This is a genomic window from Aurantivibrio infirmus, from assembly GCF_054767315.1.
This window is the reverse complement of sequence record NZ_BAAFSK010000002.1, coordinates 112,900-130,355: the sequence shown is the minus strand read 5'-3', so window position 1 is coordinate 130,355 and position 17,456 is coordinate 112,900. Positions and strand designations below refer to the sequence as shown.

The window sequence follows — 17,456 nt, the reverse complement described above, 5'->3', positions numbered from 1 at the left end:
GATGGGCGAACCCCAGGACGGGGTGAGTGAATCCTCCCAAATCGTCGCAAAACGTGTCGATTCAACGACTGGTCCAGCAATTGCCAAAGAACAAGATACAAAACAAGGTACCCTCCATGTCAGACTTAATGGTCTTCACGGGCAACGCTAATCCCCAATTAGCAGAAAAAGTCGCCGCCAAGATGGGCATTCCATTGGGTGATGCCACTGTATCCAAATTCTCAGACGGCGAAGTTTACGTCGAACTGAATGAAAATGTGCGTGGCCGTGATGTTTTCGTGTTGCAGCCGACTTGCGCTCCCACCAATACCAATATTATTGAATTGATGGTGATGGTTGACGCACTACGTCGTGCATCAGCAGGGCGGATCACCGCCGTGGTTCCTTACTTTGGATATGCACGGCAGGATCGTCGAGTCCGTTCTGCGCGCGTAGCCATCAGTGCGAAAGTGATTGCCGACATGATGGTGAGTGTCGGTATTGATCGTGTACTGACTGTCGATTTACACGCTGAGCAGATTCAGGGCTTTTTTGATGTTCCTGTGGACAACGTGTATGGCTCGCCCATTTTACTCGCCGATATTGAAGCGCAAAAATTTGATAAGCCGATCGTTGTCTCTCCTGATATCGGCGGTGTTGTTCGTGCACGAGCTGTTGCAAAGCAACTTGAAATCGATTTGGCGATTATTGATAAACGCCGACCCGCGGCGAACGTCGCCGAGGTTATGAATTTAATCGGTGAAGTTGAAGGTCGCACTTGTATCTTGGTCGACGACATGGTCGATACGGCTGGCACATTGTGCAATGCCGCCGGTGCCCTGAAAGAGCGGGGAGCAAAAGCGGTTGTCGCCTATTGTACCCATCCAGTGCTTTCCGGAAATGCCTTAGCGAATATTGAAAAATCTCAACTGGACGAATTAGTCGTTACTGATTCGATTCCGTTAAGTGATCAAGCCCTAGCTTGTAAGCGAATTCGCCAGCTAACATTAAGTGTCATGCTGGCGGAAGCAATGCGCCGCATTAGCAATGAAGAATCTTTGAGTGCGATGTTTAACTAAAACATTACACTTAATTTACCGAACACTCACCGAGTGTTTTTTATTAACCTCACGTTTCGTCGGTCGCAGACATTCGTGATATTTAGAGGATAAGGCTATGTCTAAGCAAGACTTTATATTAAACGCCGAAGCCCGCAATGTCGTAGGGAAAGGTGCGAGCCGCCGCCTACGTCGCGAGGCACAATTAGTACCGGCAATTATTTACGGAGGCAGCAAGAAGCCTGAGAACATTAGTGTTTCTCATAAGGATTTTCTTAAGCACCTGGAGAATGAAGCTTTTTATTCACACATCATCACCATTCAACAAGGTGATTCGAGTCAAGATGTGATCTTAAAAGATCTCCAGCGCCATCCCGCCAAGCTAAAAATTATTCACGCGGATTTTTTGCGCGTTTCTAAAAACAAAAAGCTGCAAACTCAAGTTCCATTGCACTTTATTAATGAGGACACGTGTGTCGGTGTCAAAACTCATGGCGGCATCATTGCTCACACTAAAACTGAATTAGAAATCAGCTGTTTACCTGCTGACCTACCTGAGTACATCGAAGTCGATATGGCAGCGGTTGAGATCGGGCAAATAATTCACATCTCTGATTTGACTATGCCTAAAGGCGTTGAGTCCGTTGAACTTTCTCACGGCCCCGATCACGATCTACCAGTAGTAACCGTGAACAAGCCGAAAGCAGTCAGCGAAGACACTGATGATGCCGGCGCACCTGAAGCAGATGAAGAGAGCAGCGAAGACTAAATTATTGCTGATCTCCTACCAAATCTTCAAAGTTAATTTTCAAGGCTGTATTTGAAAGTAAACTTTGACTGCAAACAAACAAAAGTGAACCTTAACACCGTTCACTTTTTTTCCATTTACATGCGGTGAATTATTTTGAGTATTAAACTCATCGTCGGTCTAGGGAACCCTGGCCACGAATACGAAGACACTCGACATAACTCTGGCGCCACATTTGTTGCGCAACTTGCACACAAGTTCAACGCCTCTCTATCGCCGGAAACAAAATTTTTTGGTCTAACGGCTCGCGCCCGCATCGCTAACAAAGATGTTCGCTTGCTGTTGCCAACGACATATTACAATAACAGTGGTCAAGCTGTTGCGAGTTTGGCAAACTTCTTTAAAATTTCCCCAGAAGAAATTCTCGTCGTTCACGATGAGCTAGATTTACCACCGGGTACAGCACGCTTAAAACAAGGTGGCGGTGCCGGTGGTAATAACGGCATCAAAGATATTATTAGCAGTCTTGGTAACCAAAATAGTTTCAACCGCTTACGAATTGGGATTGGCCACCCTGGCTCAGCCGCTCAAGTCACTAATTATGTTTTAAAAAAAGCGAGCGCGTCAGATCGAGATTTAATTGAAGACAGTATGCTTAACGCTACCTCAGTCCTCCCTTTTGCTGTTGATGGAGAATGGGAAAAAGCAATGAATGTACTGCATTCACAAACAAAAAAATAAGTGTACTAAGCAAGATTAGCTTGTTACCTCAACACCCTTCAGCGTAGAGAAATATTTATGGGTTTTAATTGCGGCATCGTCGGCCTTCCCAATGTTGGTAAATCAACTTTATTCAACGCTCTCACTAAAGCGGGTATCGGTGCAGAGAACTTTCCCTTCTGTACTATCGAACCTAACACTGGAATTGTGCCCGTACCAGATCCACGTCTGGGGAAGCTGGCCGAAATCGTTCAGCCCGAAAAAGTCATTCCTACCACCATGGAGTTCGTCGATATTGCAGGCCTAGTCGCTGGCGCATCCAAAGGTGAAGGGCTAGGGAATCAGTTTTTAGCAAACATTCGAGAAACCGACGCTATTGCGCACGTAGTACGCTGCTTCGACGACGAAGACGTTATACACGTTGAAGGAAAAATTGATCCCGCTGCCGATATCGAGGTCATCAACACTGAACTCGCCTTAGCGGATTTAGAAACGGTTGAAAAAGCGATCGTGCGGTTTAGCAAAGCTGCGAAAGGACAAGACAAACACGCCATTGCAATCAAATCTTTACTTGAAAAAATATTACCGCATTTGAATGAAGCAAAACCCTTGCGCTCCTTTGACTTAAACAATGATGAATTAAAGTTGCTAGGTGAACTGTCTTTGCTCACGCTCAAGCCAACCATGTACATTGCCAACGTCGACGAATCAGGTTTCACCAACAATCCGCACTTGGATCTAGTCACGAAAATTGCTACCGCAGAAGGCGCTATCACCGTCGCCATTTGTAATAAGCTCGAAGCAGAAATTGCCGAGCTAGATGAAGCCGATAAAATCGAGTTCTTAAGCGAGCTCGGCATGGAGGAAGCAGGGCTTGATCGCGTAATTCGAGCCGGCTATGAATTATTAGGCCTCCACACTTACTTCACCGCAGGCGTAAAAGAAGTGCGTGCCTGGACCATTCCTAAAGCAGCAACAGCACCTAAAGCCGCAGCGAAAATTCACACTGATTTTGAAAAAGGATTTATCCGAGCCGAAGTCATCGCCTACCAAGATTTTGTCGACAACAAGGGCGAGGCGGGCGCTAAAGATGCCGGAAAATGGCGCTTAGAGGGCAAGGAATATATCGTTAAAGACGGGGACGTTATCCACTTTCGCTTCAACGTTTAAGAACCACAAGAGGCGGCGAATAAAATATTTCACCCCAGATAAAGTATTTTATTCGCAAACTTAAAGCAAAATTCGAGAGAACTGATAGTGATGGAGAATAATCTCGCAATTAGTTTTATCTCTTTAGGTGGTCTCCTTCTCGCTGGACTAGCAATGCAGTGGCTGGGGCAAAAAACTGCCATTCCCCGTGTTACCTTATTAATTTTTCTCGGACTTATTGCCGGCCCATCGGGTTTTAATCTAATCGGCGAAGTCGCACAGAATGCTTTTCCTTGGATAAGCCATCTTACTCTTGCAATGGTGGGCTTTTTATTAGGTGGAAAATTACACCGCCGCTTTTTACGCCGCCAGGGTAAATTTATTATTAGCGCTTCGCTGTGGATTACCTTATTAACTTGGCTTACTGTCGCCGTTGCCATTGGACTATTTACGCAGAACTGGGCTTTGGCTGTTCTCTTAGCAGCGGTTGCTACTGCAACAGACCCTGCCGCCATCAGCGACGTCATTACAGAGCTCAAACTTTCCAGTAAATTTGAAAATTTGTTAATAGGTATCGTTACTTTAGACGATGTATGGGGTTTATTATTATTTAGTACTTCACTAGTGATAGCTAATTTCTTTATCGATACCAATACACAAAGCGTATTGATAATTTTATGGGAATTGGTGGGTTCAGTTGGACTCGGGTTAATCATTGGATTGCCCTTCGCCTGGATCAGTGGCCGCTCTTCCGACGGAGAACCTTTATTAGTAGAAGCGCTCGGCGCCGTTATACTTTGCGCCGGAGTCGCAGTTTTCTTCGAGTTATCTTATTTGCTAGCTTGCATTGCAATGGGAGTAACTGTGACCAATGCAGCTCGCCACCACAAGCGCCCATTCCATTCGATCGAACAGATAGAATGGCCTTTTATGATGTTATTTTTTATTTTGGCTGGCGCATCGCTGGAAATAGAAAAAATTGGCGAGCTAGGGCTCTTGGGGGGTATTTATATTGCCGCAAGAATCATTGGACGACTTATCGGCGCTTGGTGTTTTGGTGTGCATCAAAACTGGCCGACACGTCGCAGTCTCGCACTTGGTCAATCTTTACTTCCGCAAGCAGGTGTGGCCATTGGTATTGCTTTGGGCGCCTCGCAAATATTTCCAGATCTAGCAGAGTCTTTATTGACATGCGCCTTAGGGGCGACCATTTTATTTGAATTAATGGGCCCACCTCTTGCCAAAAGAAACATCATTCAGCAAGCCAACTATGAAAACGATGCAAAGAATGAAATAAATATTTAAGCGCTAGTCTCTAAATCTGTCACCACACCATTCTGGCCAATTATGGTTTAATCACCAGTACATCGGTGCGCAAGTTATGAATAACGCGTTCAGCCGTATTGCCAAGTAATAAACCTTTTACACCCGTGCGCCCGATACTTCCCATCACCACTAAATCTGCTTTTAATTGATGAGCTAATTTTGGGATGGTATCCGCAACATCTCCTGCAACTATATTTTTATTAGCTGACTTTATCTTACATCTGAGAATGACCTTATCTAAAACTTGCTCCATTTTTTTGCCTTTTTTTGCAAGAACATCAGATGGCTCAACGATGTCTAATTCAGTCAAGGCTTTGGTAATAGGAATACTATAAGCAACATGTAATGCCGAGTTATTCTTAGCAGCAAAATGTTCCGCAGTTACAAGAGTTTTAGTGTTAATCTTTTCCTGATTCTTGTTCTTTTCAACTAAATCTACAGTTGCCAAAATCCTAGATTTCGCCTTCCACTTTTTCGCCGACGCGATGAGCACCGGACAGTTTACTTGACGGATAAGCTGCCAATCAGTCGGCGTATGAAACATATTTTCGGAACGATTCCCTGTTTTAATTACCAGATCAACTTTTTTAGTGTCGCAATTTTGCTTTACCCATCTCGCAATATCATGATCAACAACAATAGTGCTTTTTACTTTCAGTGACTGATTGAATTTCTCGGCCAGTTGATTTTTGACATTATCTGCGAGGGACACATTGTTATTTTCTGTGAATTTTTTGCCATAAACCGCATTAACAAAAACAACCACCTGAATTTTTGCCAAAAAAGGCAATGCTATACGATTAGCTTTTTCAAGCAATTTTCCGGAAGAATCATTGTGATCCCAAATAACCAGTATATTTTTCATAATATTTTCTCACTCAATAAAATACAAAATACTAAACATTCATTTAATTAAATTTAAAAGGTTTACAATACTACGCTACTTCCTTGTGCTGGAATATCCACCTTAACTCCATGATCTGACCACAATTTCCAGGAAAGTGCTTCAAGTGCCTTTGGCTCTCCGTGAATCAAAAAAACTCGTGGATCAGTTTTAAACTGGCAAAGCCATTCGACAAGCTCAGTCTGGCCAGCATGGGCAGAAAATCCACCGAGCGTTTCGATATTTGCTTTAACAATGAACTCCTCATTAAAGATTTTTAGCCTTTTAAGCCCATCGACAAGTAAACGCCCCATAGTCCCCGCGGCCTGAAAACCAACAAATATTACTGTATTAGACTCATTCCAAATTCGTTCTTTAAAATGATAGCGAATTCTCCCTCCGGTACACATACCACTACCAGCGATAATAATCGCACCACGAGATATTCTGTTGATAGCCATTGATTCTTCAGGTGTAACAGAAAGGTTCAAAGTAGGTAAGAATTTTTCGAGAGATTGACGATCATTTTCATTCAAACACTTTATGTCTTCGTCATCCATAACATGGAGCCAGCGGTCATAGACCTTGGTAACACGAATTGCCATTGGACTATCGAGAAAAACTTGCCAATTATCTAACTTTCCTTGGTGATATAAGCAACCTAGATGAAAGATAATTTCTTGGGTACGACCAACAGCAAAAGCCGGAATCATTACGTTTCCGCCTTTTTCCCATGTTTCATTTAGTATTTTCTCTAACTGCTCCATAGTGTCGTCGAGCGTGCGATGATTTCTATCTCCATAAGTACTTTCCATCATTACAAAATTTGCTTCGTTTAAAAACGTAGGATCGTTCATTAACACCGAATTTTTCTTTCCCAAGTCTCCAGAAAAAACTAATTTTTTGGTTTCATTTTTTTCTTTTATTGTCACTTCTACAATAGAAGATCCAAGGATATGGCCAGCGTCAAAAAATTGAACGGATAGCGAATCACCTACACTCTGTTGTTTTTTATAAGGCATTCCTACACATTGCTTAAGTGTTTTTTGAACATCCGCTTTAGAATATTCTGCTTTCAGTAACTTACGCCCACTTCTTTCTCTGCGACGGTTTTCACGCTCGAGATCTCGCTCATATAAACCAACGGAATCATTTAGCATGATTTCAAGTAAGTCAGCCGTTGCAGATGTACAGTAAATAGGGCCGCCAAACCCTTCATGGACCAGCTTAGGTAATAATCCGCAATGGTCGAGATGGGCGTGGGATAAAATTACCGCATCGATTTCATGGGGGTCAAATGAAAAGCTCTCTTTTTGAATGCGATCAACGGCATCTCCGCCCTGATGCATTCCGCACTCCATTAAAACTCGGCCAATACTAGGAGACTCCAATAAGTAACAAGAACCCGTTACCTCTTGAGCCGCGCCGAAAAATGTTAGTCGAGCCATGTTATCTCCAAATCAAAGATCGTCATAATTCATCACCAGGAAACTCATCTGCCCAGCCTAAGCTATAAACGTCGAATTGAACCTAGAAGGCATCAATTTCAAAGCAAAATATCGATAATCTCTACACCCATTGATCAGCATCAAGTACCAGTGCCAGAAGGTCGAAAAGCGGTTTCATCTGTGAAATGCTAAACAACAGAAGCCCAAAAATAAGCCGAATAAACTGTTTAAAGACAAGCACTGCTCTCTTGACAAGGTAGGGCCGATTCATCAGAATGTCGGCCCGCGATTTTGGGTAATGGCAAGGTAGCTCAGCTGGTTAGAGCACAGCATTCATAATGCTGGGGTCGGGAGTTCAAGTCTCCCCCTTGCTACCATTCCCTCATCAGCCCATCTCCAGCCAATTAAAGTAAGACTAGTATTGCTCTTCTCGGGTGGCAATATGCCGATAGGTTTCTACACTACCATCCTTCTTTAACAGTAATACATCATAAGGGCTAAAGCGCTCTTCGACTTCCATGCCCGGGCTACCGACAGGCATTCCGGGAACCGCCAAACCTAATGCATTCTCTGGCGGACTCGCCAAAAAGTCGGATATTACATTTGAGGGGATATGCCCCTCGAAAACATAACCTTGCTCCGATACAGCGGTATGACAAGATTGCCATTTAGTGTCGATGCCTAACTCGGTTTTTATTTGATTTAAGTCTTCTGGATGATGAACCCGCGTAGCAAAATTATTATCTTCCATATGGGTAACCCATCCGCCACAACAACCACAAGATTCTGTTTTATAGACATCGAGAGTTTTAAGCTCGCCACTTTGACTGTTATTTTCTTGCTCCACTCTTGCGCTAACATCTGTACCCATATTCTCACCAGTGTTGGTGGCAAGTGAAGTTAAGGTTTCAGCATCAGGCTCAACTTGTTGGCTACAAGCAGTTGTTAATATAAGCAGCGAGACAATAGCGAACAAAGAAGATATACGAATATTCATTTTTGCTACCTTTATAAATTAGTAGAGTTTTGACTTACGAAATAAATACGATTTTACCTAAAGCATACTAAACGATGAAAACACTAAAAATATTTCCATGGAATTTGCTCGTAATCTCCACCGCCACGTAAAGTATAAGTTCTGGAAAATTGTGAACGGCTACCGGCATACACTGTCTGAAAATTTCTTTCTCTCATAACTTGCATTTTGGTCAAAAACCTCTCGCAATTCGCATTATAATTCTCACCGTGGGCATAAAAAATTCGGAAGGTTTCTTCGGGAAAATTCTCAAGCGTAACAGTGCTACCACCTCGAATATAAAAAAATCCAATATCTTTTTCTAAAGTATCTTTTAGCTTTACTATGGCATCGACCGCAGAAGGATTAACAACAACCAAAACGTACCTACCTTTACTGTAAGGTATAAAATGCGTCCCATTTTCTGGCCTACTCGACGCACCTAAAATACTACAACTCTTTATATAAGCTTCTTCACCACTGCCTTCATTAAGCTGCCCCCGAGGAACAAAGCCCTCGTAACCTCCCAAATCCAAAACCGCCCAGTTAGCTTTAGATCTCTCATAAATCATTCGTACATCATCATATCTATCAAAGCTTTTTAATACTTGTGAATCTGGATCAGCTTCCAAGGTGACTTTAATATCTCTATTCGCATGCATTAATCTCGTTTCGCTAGGGTCATCAATCTTCGGCTTACTAACTAGCGTCGAAGAAATCAGCAGCAAGCCCAGAGCAATGCCAATTGCGGTAAAAGCAAGAGGTAAATAACGACGAGTATTTTTTGCAGGTTCTTTATCGAAAGAATCTTTCTGATAACTACTTTTACTTTCTGCCTTAACGACAATTTGATCTTTATCGCTACGAACAAAATCAGAATATACTTGATCCCAATTTGACGTTTTATTTAGGCCGAAATGCGCTCTTATATAGCCGATCGAATCTACGGCTTTATAAACGCGATCATATTCAATTTTTTTATTTTCATTAAGAAGAATCGTATATGCAGCTTCTTTATCTTTTTCACTGCCACCTTCACAATTGTGAATCTTAACCGGATCGGATTCGCAGGGTTTAAGATTGTTGCGACGATACAAGTCTTTCATAGCTTTAAAGTCTCGTATGCGTGTCTAATTCGTAGAAATGCCAATTCTGCTGCTTCAATAGAATCACTGTCTTTGTCTTGATGCCGATCAGGGTGGTGATGTTGCGCTAGTTTTCGGTAAGCGCGCTTAATCTCTAAAGCTGATGCTTTACGACTTACGCCAAGAATTCGATAAGCTTCCGACTTCCCCATAGTCTCTTTTGACGCGGTGCTATCTTCCCATCCAGTGCTCTCATAGGGGTCGCCTTCTTCTTCGAACCACCAATCAACTGAACTAGGATCGCCCAATTCGGGCAGCGCCTCGCCGGTTTTTTTAAGAAATTTCTTGGCTAAATATTCTTTTGGAAAACCCAAAAGATCTGAGCACAAACGCAGGATGTGGTTCTGTGATATTGATATATGCCCGCTGACAACCGACATACCGATGGCGATATCGATAAAAAAATCTCGCTCTTCATTTTTCAATTGGAATTTAAGTGCTTTAAATGCGGCGATCAAGCTATCAATTTCATTGTCCGCCACAGTTCTCATAAGTTTTTCGTAGACCGCGGAATCCGCAGCCAAACTTCCGAAATATTTATGAATAAATTCATGTTCTTTTATATCAACCGCGCCATCACTAGCTGCGATCCAAAGCAAAATAAAAGTTACACAAATATCTATTTGCTGATCTTGCTGAGCAATCAATTTATCGAATGTCGCACTCATATGATACTTTTACCGTGATACCTATTTTAATTATCTCTAATTAGCTTGCTGCGTGGCTATGGCGCTTAGGGTTAATAGTATAGGAGAAAAACATTAAAATACTGCCAACAATAACGTAAAAACCACAAAAATTCATTGTTGCAGCCAACGACACATTGTTATCAAATAACTTGTCAAATAAGGTCGGCGACAAAGCTGTTGCGAAAACCATTAGTGCGATATTCATTGAGCGGATGGCACCCAAATTTTTAGTACCGTATATTTCTGGCCACAAAGATCCTGTGATTGGTGGACTGCTGCCAATGCTTACTGCTAATAGGCTCATCATAACCAAAGCTACCCATTGTCCTTGATAGTTCCCGACGATAAATAACGCGAGAGCCATAGGTAGGGAAAAAAACGGTAGTAGATTTACCGATTTAAATCGATCCACCAGCAAACCTGACACCAAAGAACTCGCCCAATGGAACCCTCCATAAACGATAAAACAAGTGGCGAACCACTCAGGCGTCCAATTCATACTCTTAATGATAAAAGGCTGCTGAATAAAAATACCCGTCACGACGAAGGGGCCAGCCATTATGCCGGGCAAAACCAGCCAATATCGATAATCACTTAAGACCGCTCGCCGTCCCGCAGATTTTACATTTGGTTGAGATGTATTTTGAGTACTACCTCCAACTTTGTCATTGACGCTTTGCTTTATCTCAGCCTCGGGAAATCCTTTCCTGATTAAACGAAATGCCAGGGGCATGAAAATCAAAGGGATACTCAAACCGACAAAGATAAAAACCGTGCGCCAATCAAACATCAGAATTAAAAACACGGCTAACTTAGGCAATATCATTTCACCCACGGGTACGCCTGATGAAACAATCGATATCGCTTTTCCTCTATCTGCATCGAAACTTTTTGCCGCCATTGTTACGCCAGCGTGCGGTAAAAGCGCTTGACCAAATAATCGCAATAGGAAAAATCCGAGCAATAGCGACGCCATATTCTGAGCTTGAGAGAGTATTACCGTGGCGAAAAAAAGTCCAAGTGCAATAATTAAGCTGAAGCGCTTAAGCGGAAGACGATCTATTGCACCGCCAAACCAGGCGACCATAACCGCGCTAGCCAATGTTGCTATCGAATAAATTAATCCATAATCTCCGGAAGACAGAGAAAGAGATTCTTGAATCCCCTCTCCAAAAGAGCCAACAAAGAACGACTGACCGAAATTACCCCAGAATATCGCGATAAAACTGAAACCCAAAATCGCTTTATTGCTGAATAAAAAATTCCAATATGTATTCACTAATACTCACTAACTTTTTATCTACGTAAATATTTATTCACTTCACCAACATTAAACGGTTATTATAATTTCAAAGTTATAAAAGGCACTGTTGTTATAAATACAACAACGGCGAGAAAAAACATTGCTGTTAAAAACCAAAATGGTCTGGTTTTAAATCTATACCAAAGTGTCTCAGCTTCACCCGCTAACTTTTCTTGCTCAAATTTTTCTCGCATTCGAATTGATCGCGAAGCGGAATACTCGTCTAGTAAACTTTTAGCGTACTCGCTTTGCGTTTCGTCATTCACCCAAATCCCTGCGATAGAAGTACCGAATATTCCCGAATCTGTCTCGTAAAACAAAATTTCGTTTTCTCGCAGTAAAAGACGAACCTCATCCGCTTCTTCAATCGTCACATTATGTAGGGGAAACACTAAACTCATATCAGCTCACTACAGTTAAAAAGTTTTATATGAACGATCTCGGTACAAATTTCAGGACTTGCTAATTCGCTGCTTCCCCATGTTATTCTTGAGGGCCACAGTGTCGAATCGCAGGACTCTTCCATGAAAACTTTAGATGTGATGAAAGCTCAATTTGCCACAAATATTAGAGGTGAACGTAAGAACTATAGAATTCTCGTTGTTCTAGCATTACTCATTACATCGCTTGGCGCTCAAAGCCAAATGATTCAGGACCCCGCTAAAAGCGGCGATACCGACTTATCGTGGTTCGGCATTATACACCCACCTGGTTTCAAAGCTCATAGCGTACCGTTGATTTTGAGCGATAGAGGCCCTCGGCCTGTATTCGCCCCAGAGGGAGAAGCCGATTTTGAGCATCTACGAGGAGCAGAAATAAAAAAAGATTTGGCAGCTGTTATAGAGTTTTCGAAACAAAGCAGAGACAGCAATGAGATAGGTTCAGGCCAGCTATGGGGACGCTTATCGGGTTTCAGTTCCGGCGCAAATACTGTTAATTGGGCTCTTGGCAAGTTCGCAGAAGCAGGCATTACAGAAACAAGCCGCCAATCCTTTAACCAAGACGCTGATAGTGAATTCTGGATGCCTCTAAGCTGGAAGCTCACACTTTTGGCCAACAGTAAATTCGGCGAAAAATCCAAAGACATAGTGCTTGAATCGGCCATGCCTTTGTCACCATCCAGCATACCCGGCGGAAAGCTTAAGGCAAACTTGATCTACGTTGGTGGCGCTAGCGCTGCCGAGTTAGAGAAGGTAGATGTTGCTGGAAAAATTGCAGTGCAGCGAGTGATACCGCAAGGGCATTTGGTATTTGAACGTCAGCCCGTTGTTCCCAACTCTCGAGAATTGTTTTCCCGTGGAGCTATCGCAGTGATCAATGTGATTCAGCAACCGGGTAACGAACGTGCCATCGATTTTAGAAATTGCGGCGGGCCTTGTTTTAATTTAGGCGGAAGAGACGGGCATTTCTTACTCTCGGTCATGAATAAAGTGACCGAAAAATCGCTTAACCCTGAACTGAAAATGGAAATTCAACTACAAACTGAGCTCCGATCGAATCTCAAAGCAACGAACGCGATAGGGGTTATTCCAGGAAAAGGAGAACAAGAAATTAAAAGAAAAAATATCATTGTTAATGCCCACACCGATGCCTGGTTCGATGGGGCGGGGGACAATGCTGACGGCCTGGCGGTAATGATCGCCTTAGCTAAACATTTTTCAAAACCGAAATATCAACTTCAGCGAGATATCATTTTTGTCGCGAGTGCTGGCCATCACTCGCCGGGTTTAAATGGACCGAGAAATTTTGTTGCAATGAATTCTGAAGTTGCCAAAAGTTCTAGCCTTGTCATCAACATTGAACATGTCGCGCAGCGAAATATTTCTCCTGCGCGAAGCTTATTTGAAGATGGTTATCGTGAATATATCGCCGATGCAAACGAGGCGCCAATTGTCGCCGGTATATCTAATCAGAGTCCGTTTTTGAAAAATTTATTTGATATCGGCGTAGAACGCTATGGAACGAACTTCGTCTCAGGCGACTCAAGTATGGCAAGTGGCGAAGGTGGAGGCTATAGAAGTATGAATGTACCTATCGTTACAACTATGCAGGCACCACCGTTATACCACACCAGCGGTGAAGTTCTTGAAGTCATCTCAGAACCTGGTTTAGAACGCATAGCGCGCTTTTTGGCGTTTTTTATTAAGGAAGTGGACGCAGCTACTGAAAATGAAATTAACCCTTAGCATCGGTATTAGAAACTAAGAGTGTATTTTTCCCCACAATAGCGACACTAGCTTAACTTTTAAGGCGATACCCGGTTTTAAATATCCACGTGGTTATCGCTAAACATATCCCAAGAAACAGCAATATCATCAACAAGCTGATACCCACGCTAACATCAGAAATCTCATAAAAACTCCAACGAAAGCCACTCACCAAGTACAACACAGGATTAAATAGTGTTATTTTTTGCCAAACCGGTGAAAGCATACTGATCGAATAAAAACTTCCGCCTAAAAACACCAAAGGCGTGACGACAAGCAATGGGATAAGCTGTAATTTTTCAAAGTTGTCCGCCCAAATACCAATGATAAAACCAAACAAGCTAAAAGAAATTGCCGTAAGCACTAGAAAAAACAACATGATGAAGGGATGCTTAATTTCAATAGGAACAAAAAGCGCTGCCGTCGCTAATATAATAAGACCTAAAATAATTGATTTCGATGCTGCCGCCCCAACATAACCTAAGAGAATTTCTGTCATTGAAATAGGAGCAGACATGACTTCAAAAATTGTCCCGGTAAATTTTGGAAAATAGATCCCAAAGGACGCATTCGAAATACTTTGCGTTAACAGGGACAACATAATCAAACCAGGCACCAAGAATGCCCCGTAACTAATACCATCTACTTCTTGGATTCGTGAACCAATAGCGGAGCCAAACACGACGAAATAAAGTGACGTAGACAATACAGGTGAAACAATACTTTGCAGCAAGGTCCTCCAGGTTCGGGACATCTCAAATCGATAAATTGCTTTAACTGCATAAAAATTCATTTTGATTCCTTAACCAGCTCAACAAAAATTTCTTCTAAGGACGTTTGTTTGCTTTGTAAATCTTTAAGGCCAATTCCCGCCTGCCGCAGATCCTCTAGCAAGGATGCAATACCTGTATCATTTTCTTGAGTGCTATAGGTATAAACAAGTTGATTGCCATCATTTTTAATTTCGATATCGTGATTCTTAAGCGAATCATGAAGCACGCTGACGGCAGGCTTAACATCTATACTTAGTTGCCGTTTTCCTAGTTTTTGCATCAAGGCTTGTTTTTCTTCAACAAGAATAAGCTCACCCTTATTTATAACGCCAATACGGTCTGCTATCTCCTCCGCTTCTTCAATATAATGCGTCGTCAGGATTACAGTCACACCTGCAGCACGAAGGTCTTTAACCAAACGCCACATGTCCTTACGCAGCTCAACATCCACTCCGGCGGTGGGCTCGTCTAAAAATAAAACTTCAGGCTCATGAGATAACGCTTTTGCGATTAAGACTCTTCGCTTCATGCCGCCAGACAAGGTAATCATCTCACTATCTTTTTTATCCCAAAGAGATAAATCTTTTAACACTTTCTCAATGTGTGCTGGATTAGGCGCTTTGCCAAACAAACCCCGACTAAAACTAACTGTCGACCATACTGATTCGAACGCGTCAGTAGTGAGCTCCTGCGGAACCAGGCCGATAAGTGCTCGAGTTGCACGGAAATCTTTTATGATATCGAAGCCCGCCACTTTAACGCTACCTTCACTGGGTTTAACGATTCCACAGATGGTAGAAATCAAGGTTGTCTTCCCGGCTCCATTTGGGCCCAGCAAGGCAATGATTTCACCTTTTTGAATATCAAGGCTTATGCTCTTTAAAGCGCAAAAGCCTCCGGCATAAAATTTACTGAGCTTATTAATTGAAATTATGGGATCCATGATTCCTGTCTTACCAACTATTCATTGTTATAAGCGAGAGAAACGCAAATATTCCACATAGAATATTTCTCTAACGCGCTGAGGAAATATGTATTACATAAAAATACGAATCAGGGGCAGGAGTATGCAGATTCTATTTTAGAAAAACAATGGAAGTATAAAAGAATAGGTCAAGGAGAGACCTATTCAGAATTTTTTTAATAACACTCTACTTTGAATGTAAGCGTACGGGTAATTCCGAATAACCTTTAACAAAACTTGAATAAATACGTACCGGCTCACCAACAACTTCGATTTTTTGAAAGCGCTGCATTATTTCTTCCCAAAGCACGCGCAACTGCATCTCCGCTAAACGATTTCCCATACACCGATGTATACCGAACCCGAAAGACAAATGTTGTCGCGCTTTATCTCGATCAATTAAAAATTGATGAGCATTCTCAATCTTTTCTTCGTCGCGATTGCCTGAGACATACCACATCACAACTTTGTCGCCGGCTTTAATGTGTTTACCATTTAACTCCGCGTCGACCTTCGCGGTTCGGCGCATATAAGCGAGAGGAGTCTGCCAACGGATAATTTCTGAGACCATATTTGGAATCAGATTAATGTTTTCACGTAATTTTTGGTATTCCGCAGGGTTCTCATTGAGTGCAAGTACACCACCGGTAATCGAATTTCGCGTCGTATCATTACCACCAACAATTAGCAGCAAAACGTTGCCTAAAAACTCAATCGGTGGCATGTCACGCGTTGCTTCACCATGAGCCAACATCGATATTAAATCCATATCATCGCCAGGCTCACTGTTAACACGATCGTTCCATAGTTTTGTAAAATACTGGTGGCAATCTTGAAGTATTTCCCAGCGCTGCTCATAAGAATCGATAATACCGTTGCCAGGCAAAGAAGTTGCAACGTCGGACCAAAAAGTGAGTTTATGGCGATCTTCAAATGGGAAATCAAATAAAGTCGCCAACATTTGTGTTGTTAACTCTATCGATACTTTATCAACCCAATTAAAAGTTTCTCCCAAAGGTAGTGAGTCGAGGATATTCCCCGCTCTTTCTCTGATAACCCCTTCGAGTTTTTGTAAGTTCATCGGCGATACAACGCCTTGAACTGTTTTGCGCTGAACATCATGTTTTGGCTGATCCATAGCGATGAACATAGGCAGGGTATATTCTTCTAAGGGGTCAGTAATACCAATAGTGGGCTCTGAGGAATAAATTTCAGGGGAAGTATCGACTGTCATAATGTCTTGATACTTAGTAACAGACCAGTAGGGACCTACAGCGGAATCAGCGCAATAGTGGACGGGGTCTTCTTTTCGTAAGCGCTCTAAAAATGGTAGGTATTCGTTGGCGAACCAAATGCCTGGATGAGACAAATCAATTTCTTCTAGCGGCATTGTATAGGCATCTCGCCCAACCATACTGCGGCTAAGCTTTTCTTCAGCTAACGCTTCGTCTGTGCCGGGTTCAATTATTGTATCGCTCATAGCCACCCCCATTTAAAACTCAAATGATAAAAAAATAATGTAAGTATTAAATAAATATCAAATATAGATGCGTAATTAAAATATTTTAAAATTGAAACTCTGGAGTGGTTACGACTAAGCCATCGAGATCTTCGGTAATTTTAATCTGACAAGATAGTCGAGAATTCTCACGGCGATCAGTACTCAAACCCAACATCGATTCTTCCGTAGCATTTGGCTTGCCTAATTTTTCAACCCAATCCTGATCAATATAGACATGACAGGTGGCACACGAACAAGCGCCGCCACAATCTGCATCTATCCCCGGCACCAAGTTATCAATCGCCGCGTTCATCAATGTCTGGCCCGGCTCTACCTCAACCAACTGCTCGCCGCCACTGTGCTCTACAAAAGTTACTTTTACCATCGTTCAATTTACCTTGAAATATAATATTTCCCGAGCCCCCGTATTGTAGGTGCTCCTTTTAATCTACTCGATTACTTTATACTGGCAGACTTAATTCGAGCTAAACACGATACCAACTAGCGAGTCGAAGAAAAAGGATTTTTCACGACTCGCTAGTTTCTTT

At 42.4% G+C, this 17,456-nt stretch carries 18 protein-coding genes and 1 tRNA gene; 8 read left to right on the top strand and 11 right to left on the bottom strand.

Annotation, left to right across the window (positions count from 1 at the left end):
- Window position 1: 1 nt before the first annotated feature.
- The 6 genes from ACYUCY_RS04310 to ACYUCY_RS04285 all read left to right on the top strand — a co-directional run bounded on the left by ACYUCY_RS04310 (window position 2) and on the right by ACYUCY_RS04285 (window position 4,959).
- A complete protein-coding gene (locus ACYUCY_RS04310; RefSeq protein ID WP_460225231.1) occupies window positions 2-151 on the top strand; it encodes a hypothetical protein in 150 nt (49 codons plus the stop codon).
- The gene (locus ACYUCY_RS04305) at window positions 117-1,058 is read left to right on the top strand and encodes a ribose-phosphate pyrophosphokinase (RefSeq protein ID WP_460225230.1); all 942 of its coding nucleotides are present in this window, start codon (window positions 117-119) and stop codon (window positions 1,056-1,058) included. Before ACYUCY_RS04310 ends, ACYUCY_RS04305 begins: the two co-directional genes overlap by 35 nt.
- Window positions 1,059-1,155: 97 nt before the next feature.
- Entirely contained in the window at window positions 1,156-1,806 is a 651-nt protein-coding gene (locus ACYUCY_RS04300) for a 50S ribosomal protein L25/general stress protein Ctc (protein ID WP_460225229.1), read from the top strand.
- A 132-nt stretch (window positions 1,807-1,938) separates the two neighbouring features.
- A complete protein-coding gene (gene pth, locus ACYUCY_RS04295; RefSeq protein WP_460225706.1) occupies window positions 1,939-2,526 on the top strand; it encodes an aminoacyl-tRNA hydrolase in 588 nt (195 codons plus the stop codon).
- A gap of 57 nt (window positions 2,527-2,583) precedes the next feature.
- A complete protein-coding gene (ychF, locus tag ACYUCY_RS04290; RefSeq protein ID WP_460225228.1) occupies window positions 2,584-3,675 on the top strand; it encodes a redox-regulated ATPase YchF in 1,092 nt (363 codons plus the stop codon).
- Window positions 3,676-3,765: 90 nt separating this feature from the next.
- A complete protein-coding gene (locus ACYUCY_RS04285; protein WP_460225705.1) occupies window positions 3,766-4,959 on the top strand; it encodes a cation:proton antiporter in 1,194 nt (397 codons plus the stop codon).
- Window positions 4,960-4,999: 40 nt separating this feature from the next.
- Here the strand turns inward: ACYUCY_RS04285 and ACYUCY_RS04280 are convergent, their stop codons facing one another.
- Together ACYUCY_RS04280 and ACYUCY_RS04275 are read right to left on the bottom strand one after the other, a co-directional pair.
- Entirely contained in the window at window positions 5,000-5,845 is an 846-nt protein-coding gene (locus tag ACYUCY_RS04280; protein WP_460225227.1) for a universal stress protein, read from the bottom strand.
- Window positions 5,846-5,907: 62 nt separating this feature from the next.
- Window positions 5,908-7,311: an MBL fold metallo-hydrolase RNA specificity domain-containing protein gene (locus tag ACYUCY_RS04275; protein WP_460225226.1), complete on the bottom strand. Its 1,404-nt coding sequence runs from the start codon at window positions 7,309-7,311 to the stop codon at window positions 5,908-5,910.
- Window positions 7,312-7,611: 300 nt separating this feature from the next.
- Between ACYUCY_RS04275 and ACYUCY_RS04270 the strand changes: the two genes are divergently transcribed.
- Window positions 7,612-7,688 (top strand) — tRNA-Met (locus ACYUCY_RS04270).
- Between the two features lie 38 nt (window positions 7,689-7,726).
- On the opposite strand, the gene ACYUCY_RS04265 is transcribed toward ACYUCY_RS04270, so the two are convergent.
- The 5 genes from ACYUCY_RS04265 to ACYUCY_RS04245 all read right to left on the bottom strand — a co-directional run bounded on the left by ACYUCY_RS04265 (window position 7,727) and on the right by ACYUCY_RS04245 (window position 11,864).
- On the bottom strand, window positions 7,727-8,308 hold the full coding sequence (locus tag ACYUCY_RS04265) for a DUF411 domain-containing protein (RefSeq protein WP_460225225.1): 582 nt from the start codon (window positions 8,306-8,308) through the stop codon (window positions 7,727-7,729).
- An 83-nt stretch (window positions 8,309-8,391) separates the two neighbouring features.
- Window positions 8,392-9,432 carry a hypothetical protein gene (locus ACYUCY_RS04260; protein WP_460225224.1) on the bottom strand — a complete coding sequence of 347 codons (1,041 nt, stop codon included), beginning with the start codon at window positions 9,430-9,432 and terminating at the stop codon, window positions 8,392-8,394.
- The gene (locus tag ACYUCY_RS04255; RefSeq protein WP_460225223.1) at window positions 9,429-10,139 is read right to left on the bottom strand and encodes a J domain-containing protein; all 711 of its coding nucleotides are present in this window, start codon (window positions 10,137-10,139) and stop codon (window positions 9,429-9,431) included. Before ACYUCY_RS04255 ends, ACYUCY_RS04260 begins: the two co-directional genes overlap by 4 nt.
- Before the next feature lie 40 nt (window positions 10,140-10,179).
- A complete protein-coding gene (locus tag ACYUCY_RS04250; RefSeq protein ID WP_460225222.1) occupies window positions 10,180-11,439 on the bottom strand; it encodes an MFS transporter in 1,260 nt (419 codons plus the stop codon).
- 62 nt (window positions 11,440-11,501) lie between these two features.
- The gene (locus ACYUCY_RS04245) at window positions 11,502-11,864 is read right to left on the bottom strand and encodes a DUF6164 family protein (protein ID WP_460225221.1); all 363 of its coding nucleotides are present in this window, start codon (window positions 11,862-11,864) and stop codon (window positions 11,502-11,504) included.
- A gap of 123 nt (window positions 11,865-11,987) precedes the next feature.
- Here ACYUCY_RS04245 and ACYUCY_RS04240 point away from each other — a divergent pair, with 123 nt between their 5' ends.
- Window positions 11,988-13,649, top strand: a complete 1,662-nt coding sequence (locus tag ACYUCY_RS04240; RefSeq protein ID WP_460225220.1) for a M28 family peptidase — start codon at window positions 11,988-11,990, stop codon at window positions 13,647-13,649.
- A gap of 52 nt (window positions 13,650-13,701) precedes the next feature.
- On the opposite strand, the gene ACYUCY_RS04235 is transcribed toward ACYUCY_RS04240, so the two are convergent.
- From ACYUCY_RS04235 to ACYUCY_RS04220, 4 genes are all read right to left on the bottom strand, one after another.
- On the bottom strand, window positions 13,702-14,463 hold the full coding sequence (locus ACYUCY_RS04235; protein WP_460225219.1) for an ABC transporter permease: 762 nt from the start codon (window positions 14,461-14,463) through the stop codon (window positions 13,702-13,704).
- Window positions 14,460-15,386 carry an ABC transporter ATP-binding protein gene (locus ACYUCY_RS04230; RefSeq protein WP_460225218.1) on the bottom strand — a complete coding sequence of 309 codons (927 nt, stop codon included), beginning with the start codon at window positions 15,384-15,386 and terminating at the stop codon, window positions 14,460-14,462. The genes ACYUCY_RS04235 and ACYUCY_RS04230 overlap by 4 nt, the downstream gene beginning before the upstream one ends.
- A gap of 208 nt (window positions 15,387-15,594) precedes the next feature.
- Window positions 15,595-16,821 (bottom strand): cytochrome P450, encoded by a 1,227-nt coding sequence (locus ACYUCY_RS04225; RefSeq protein WP_460225704.1) that lies wholly within the window; start codon window positions 16,819-16,821, stop codon window positions 15,595-15,597.
- Between the two features lie 151 nt (window positions 16,822-16,972).
- Window positions 16,973-17,293 carry a 2Fe-2S iron-sulfur cluster-binding protein gene (locus tag ACYUCY_RS04220; protein ID WP_460225217.1) on the bottom strand — a complete coding sequence of 107 codons (321 nt, stop codon included), beginning with the start codon at window positions 17,291-17,293 and terminating at the stop codon, window positions 16,973-16,975.
- Between the last annotated feature and the right edge of the window lie 163 nt (window positions 17,294-17,456).

Bases quoted from the DNA above. Each gene is read 5' to 3' on its own strand.
- ACYUCY_RS04310 (WP_460225231.1), top strand. From the start codon at position 2: ATGGGCGAACCCCAGGACGGGGTGAGTGAATCCTCCCAAATCGTCGCA.
- ACYUCY_RS04305 (WP_460225230.1), top strand. From the start codon at position 117: ATGTCAGACTTAATGGTCTTCACGGGCAACGCTAATCCCCAATTAGCA.
- ACYUCY_RS04300 (WP_460225229.1), top strand. From the start codon at position 1,156: ATGTCTAAGCAAGACTTTATATTAAACGCCGAAGCCCGCAATGTCGTA.
- ychF (WP_460225228.1), top strand. From the start codon at position 2,584: ATGGGTTTTAATTGCGGCATCGTCGGCCTTCCCAATGTTGGTAAATCA.
- ACYUCY_RS04285 (WP_460225705.1), top strand. From the start codon at position 3,766: ATGGAGAATAATCTCGCAATTAGTTTTATCTCTTTAGGTGGTCTCCTT.
- ACYUCY_RS04280 (WP_460225227.1), bottom strand. From the start codon at position 5,845: ATGAAAAATATACTGGTTATTTGGGATCACAATGATTCTTCCGGAAAA.
- ACYUCY_RS04275 (WP_460225226.1), bottom strand. From the start codon at position 7,311: ATGGCTCGACTAACATTTTTCGGCGCGGCTCAAGAGGTAACGGGTTCT.
- ACYUCY_RS04265 (WP_460225225.1), bottom strand. From the start codon at position 8,308: ATGAATATTCGTATATCTTCTTTGTTCGCTATTGTCTCGCTGCTTATA.
- ACYUCY_RS04260 (WP_460225224.1), bottom strand. From the start codon at position 9,432: ATGAAAGACTTGTATCGTCGCAACAATCTTAAACCCTGCGAATCCGAT.
- ACYUCY_RS04255 (WP_460225223.1), bottom strand. From the start codon at position 10,139: ATGAGTGCGACATTCGATAAATTGATTGCTCAGCAAGATCAGCAAATA.
- ACYUCY_RS04245 (WP_460225221.1), bottom strand. From the start codon at position 11,864: ATGAGTTTAGTGTTTCCCCTACATAATGTGACGATTGAAGAAGCGGAT.
- ACYUCY_RS04240 (WP_460225220.1), top strand. From the start codon at position 11,988: ATGAAAACTTTAGATGTGATGAAAGCTCAATTTGCCACAAATATTAGA.
- ACYUCY_RS04235 (WP_460225219.1), bottom strand. From the start codon at position 14,463: ATGAATTTTTATGCAGTTAAAGCAATTTATCGATTTGAGATGTCCCGA.
- ACYUCY_RS04230 (WP_460225218.1), bottom strand. From the start codon at position 15,386: ATGGATCCCATAATTTCAATTAATAAGCTCAGTAAATTTTATGCCGGA.
- ACYUCY_RS04225 (WP_460225704.1), bottom strand. From the start codon at position 16,821: ATGGTTGGGCGAGATGCCTATACAATGCCGCTAGAAGAAATTGATTTG.
- ACYUCY_RS04220 (WP_460225217.1), bottom strand. From the start codon at position 17,293: ATGGTAAAAGTAACTTTTGTAGAGCACAGTGGCGGCGAGCAGTTGGTT.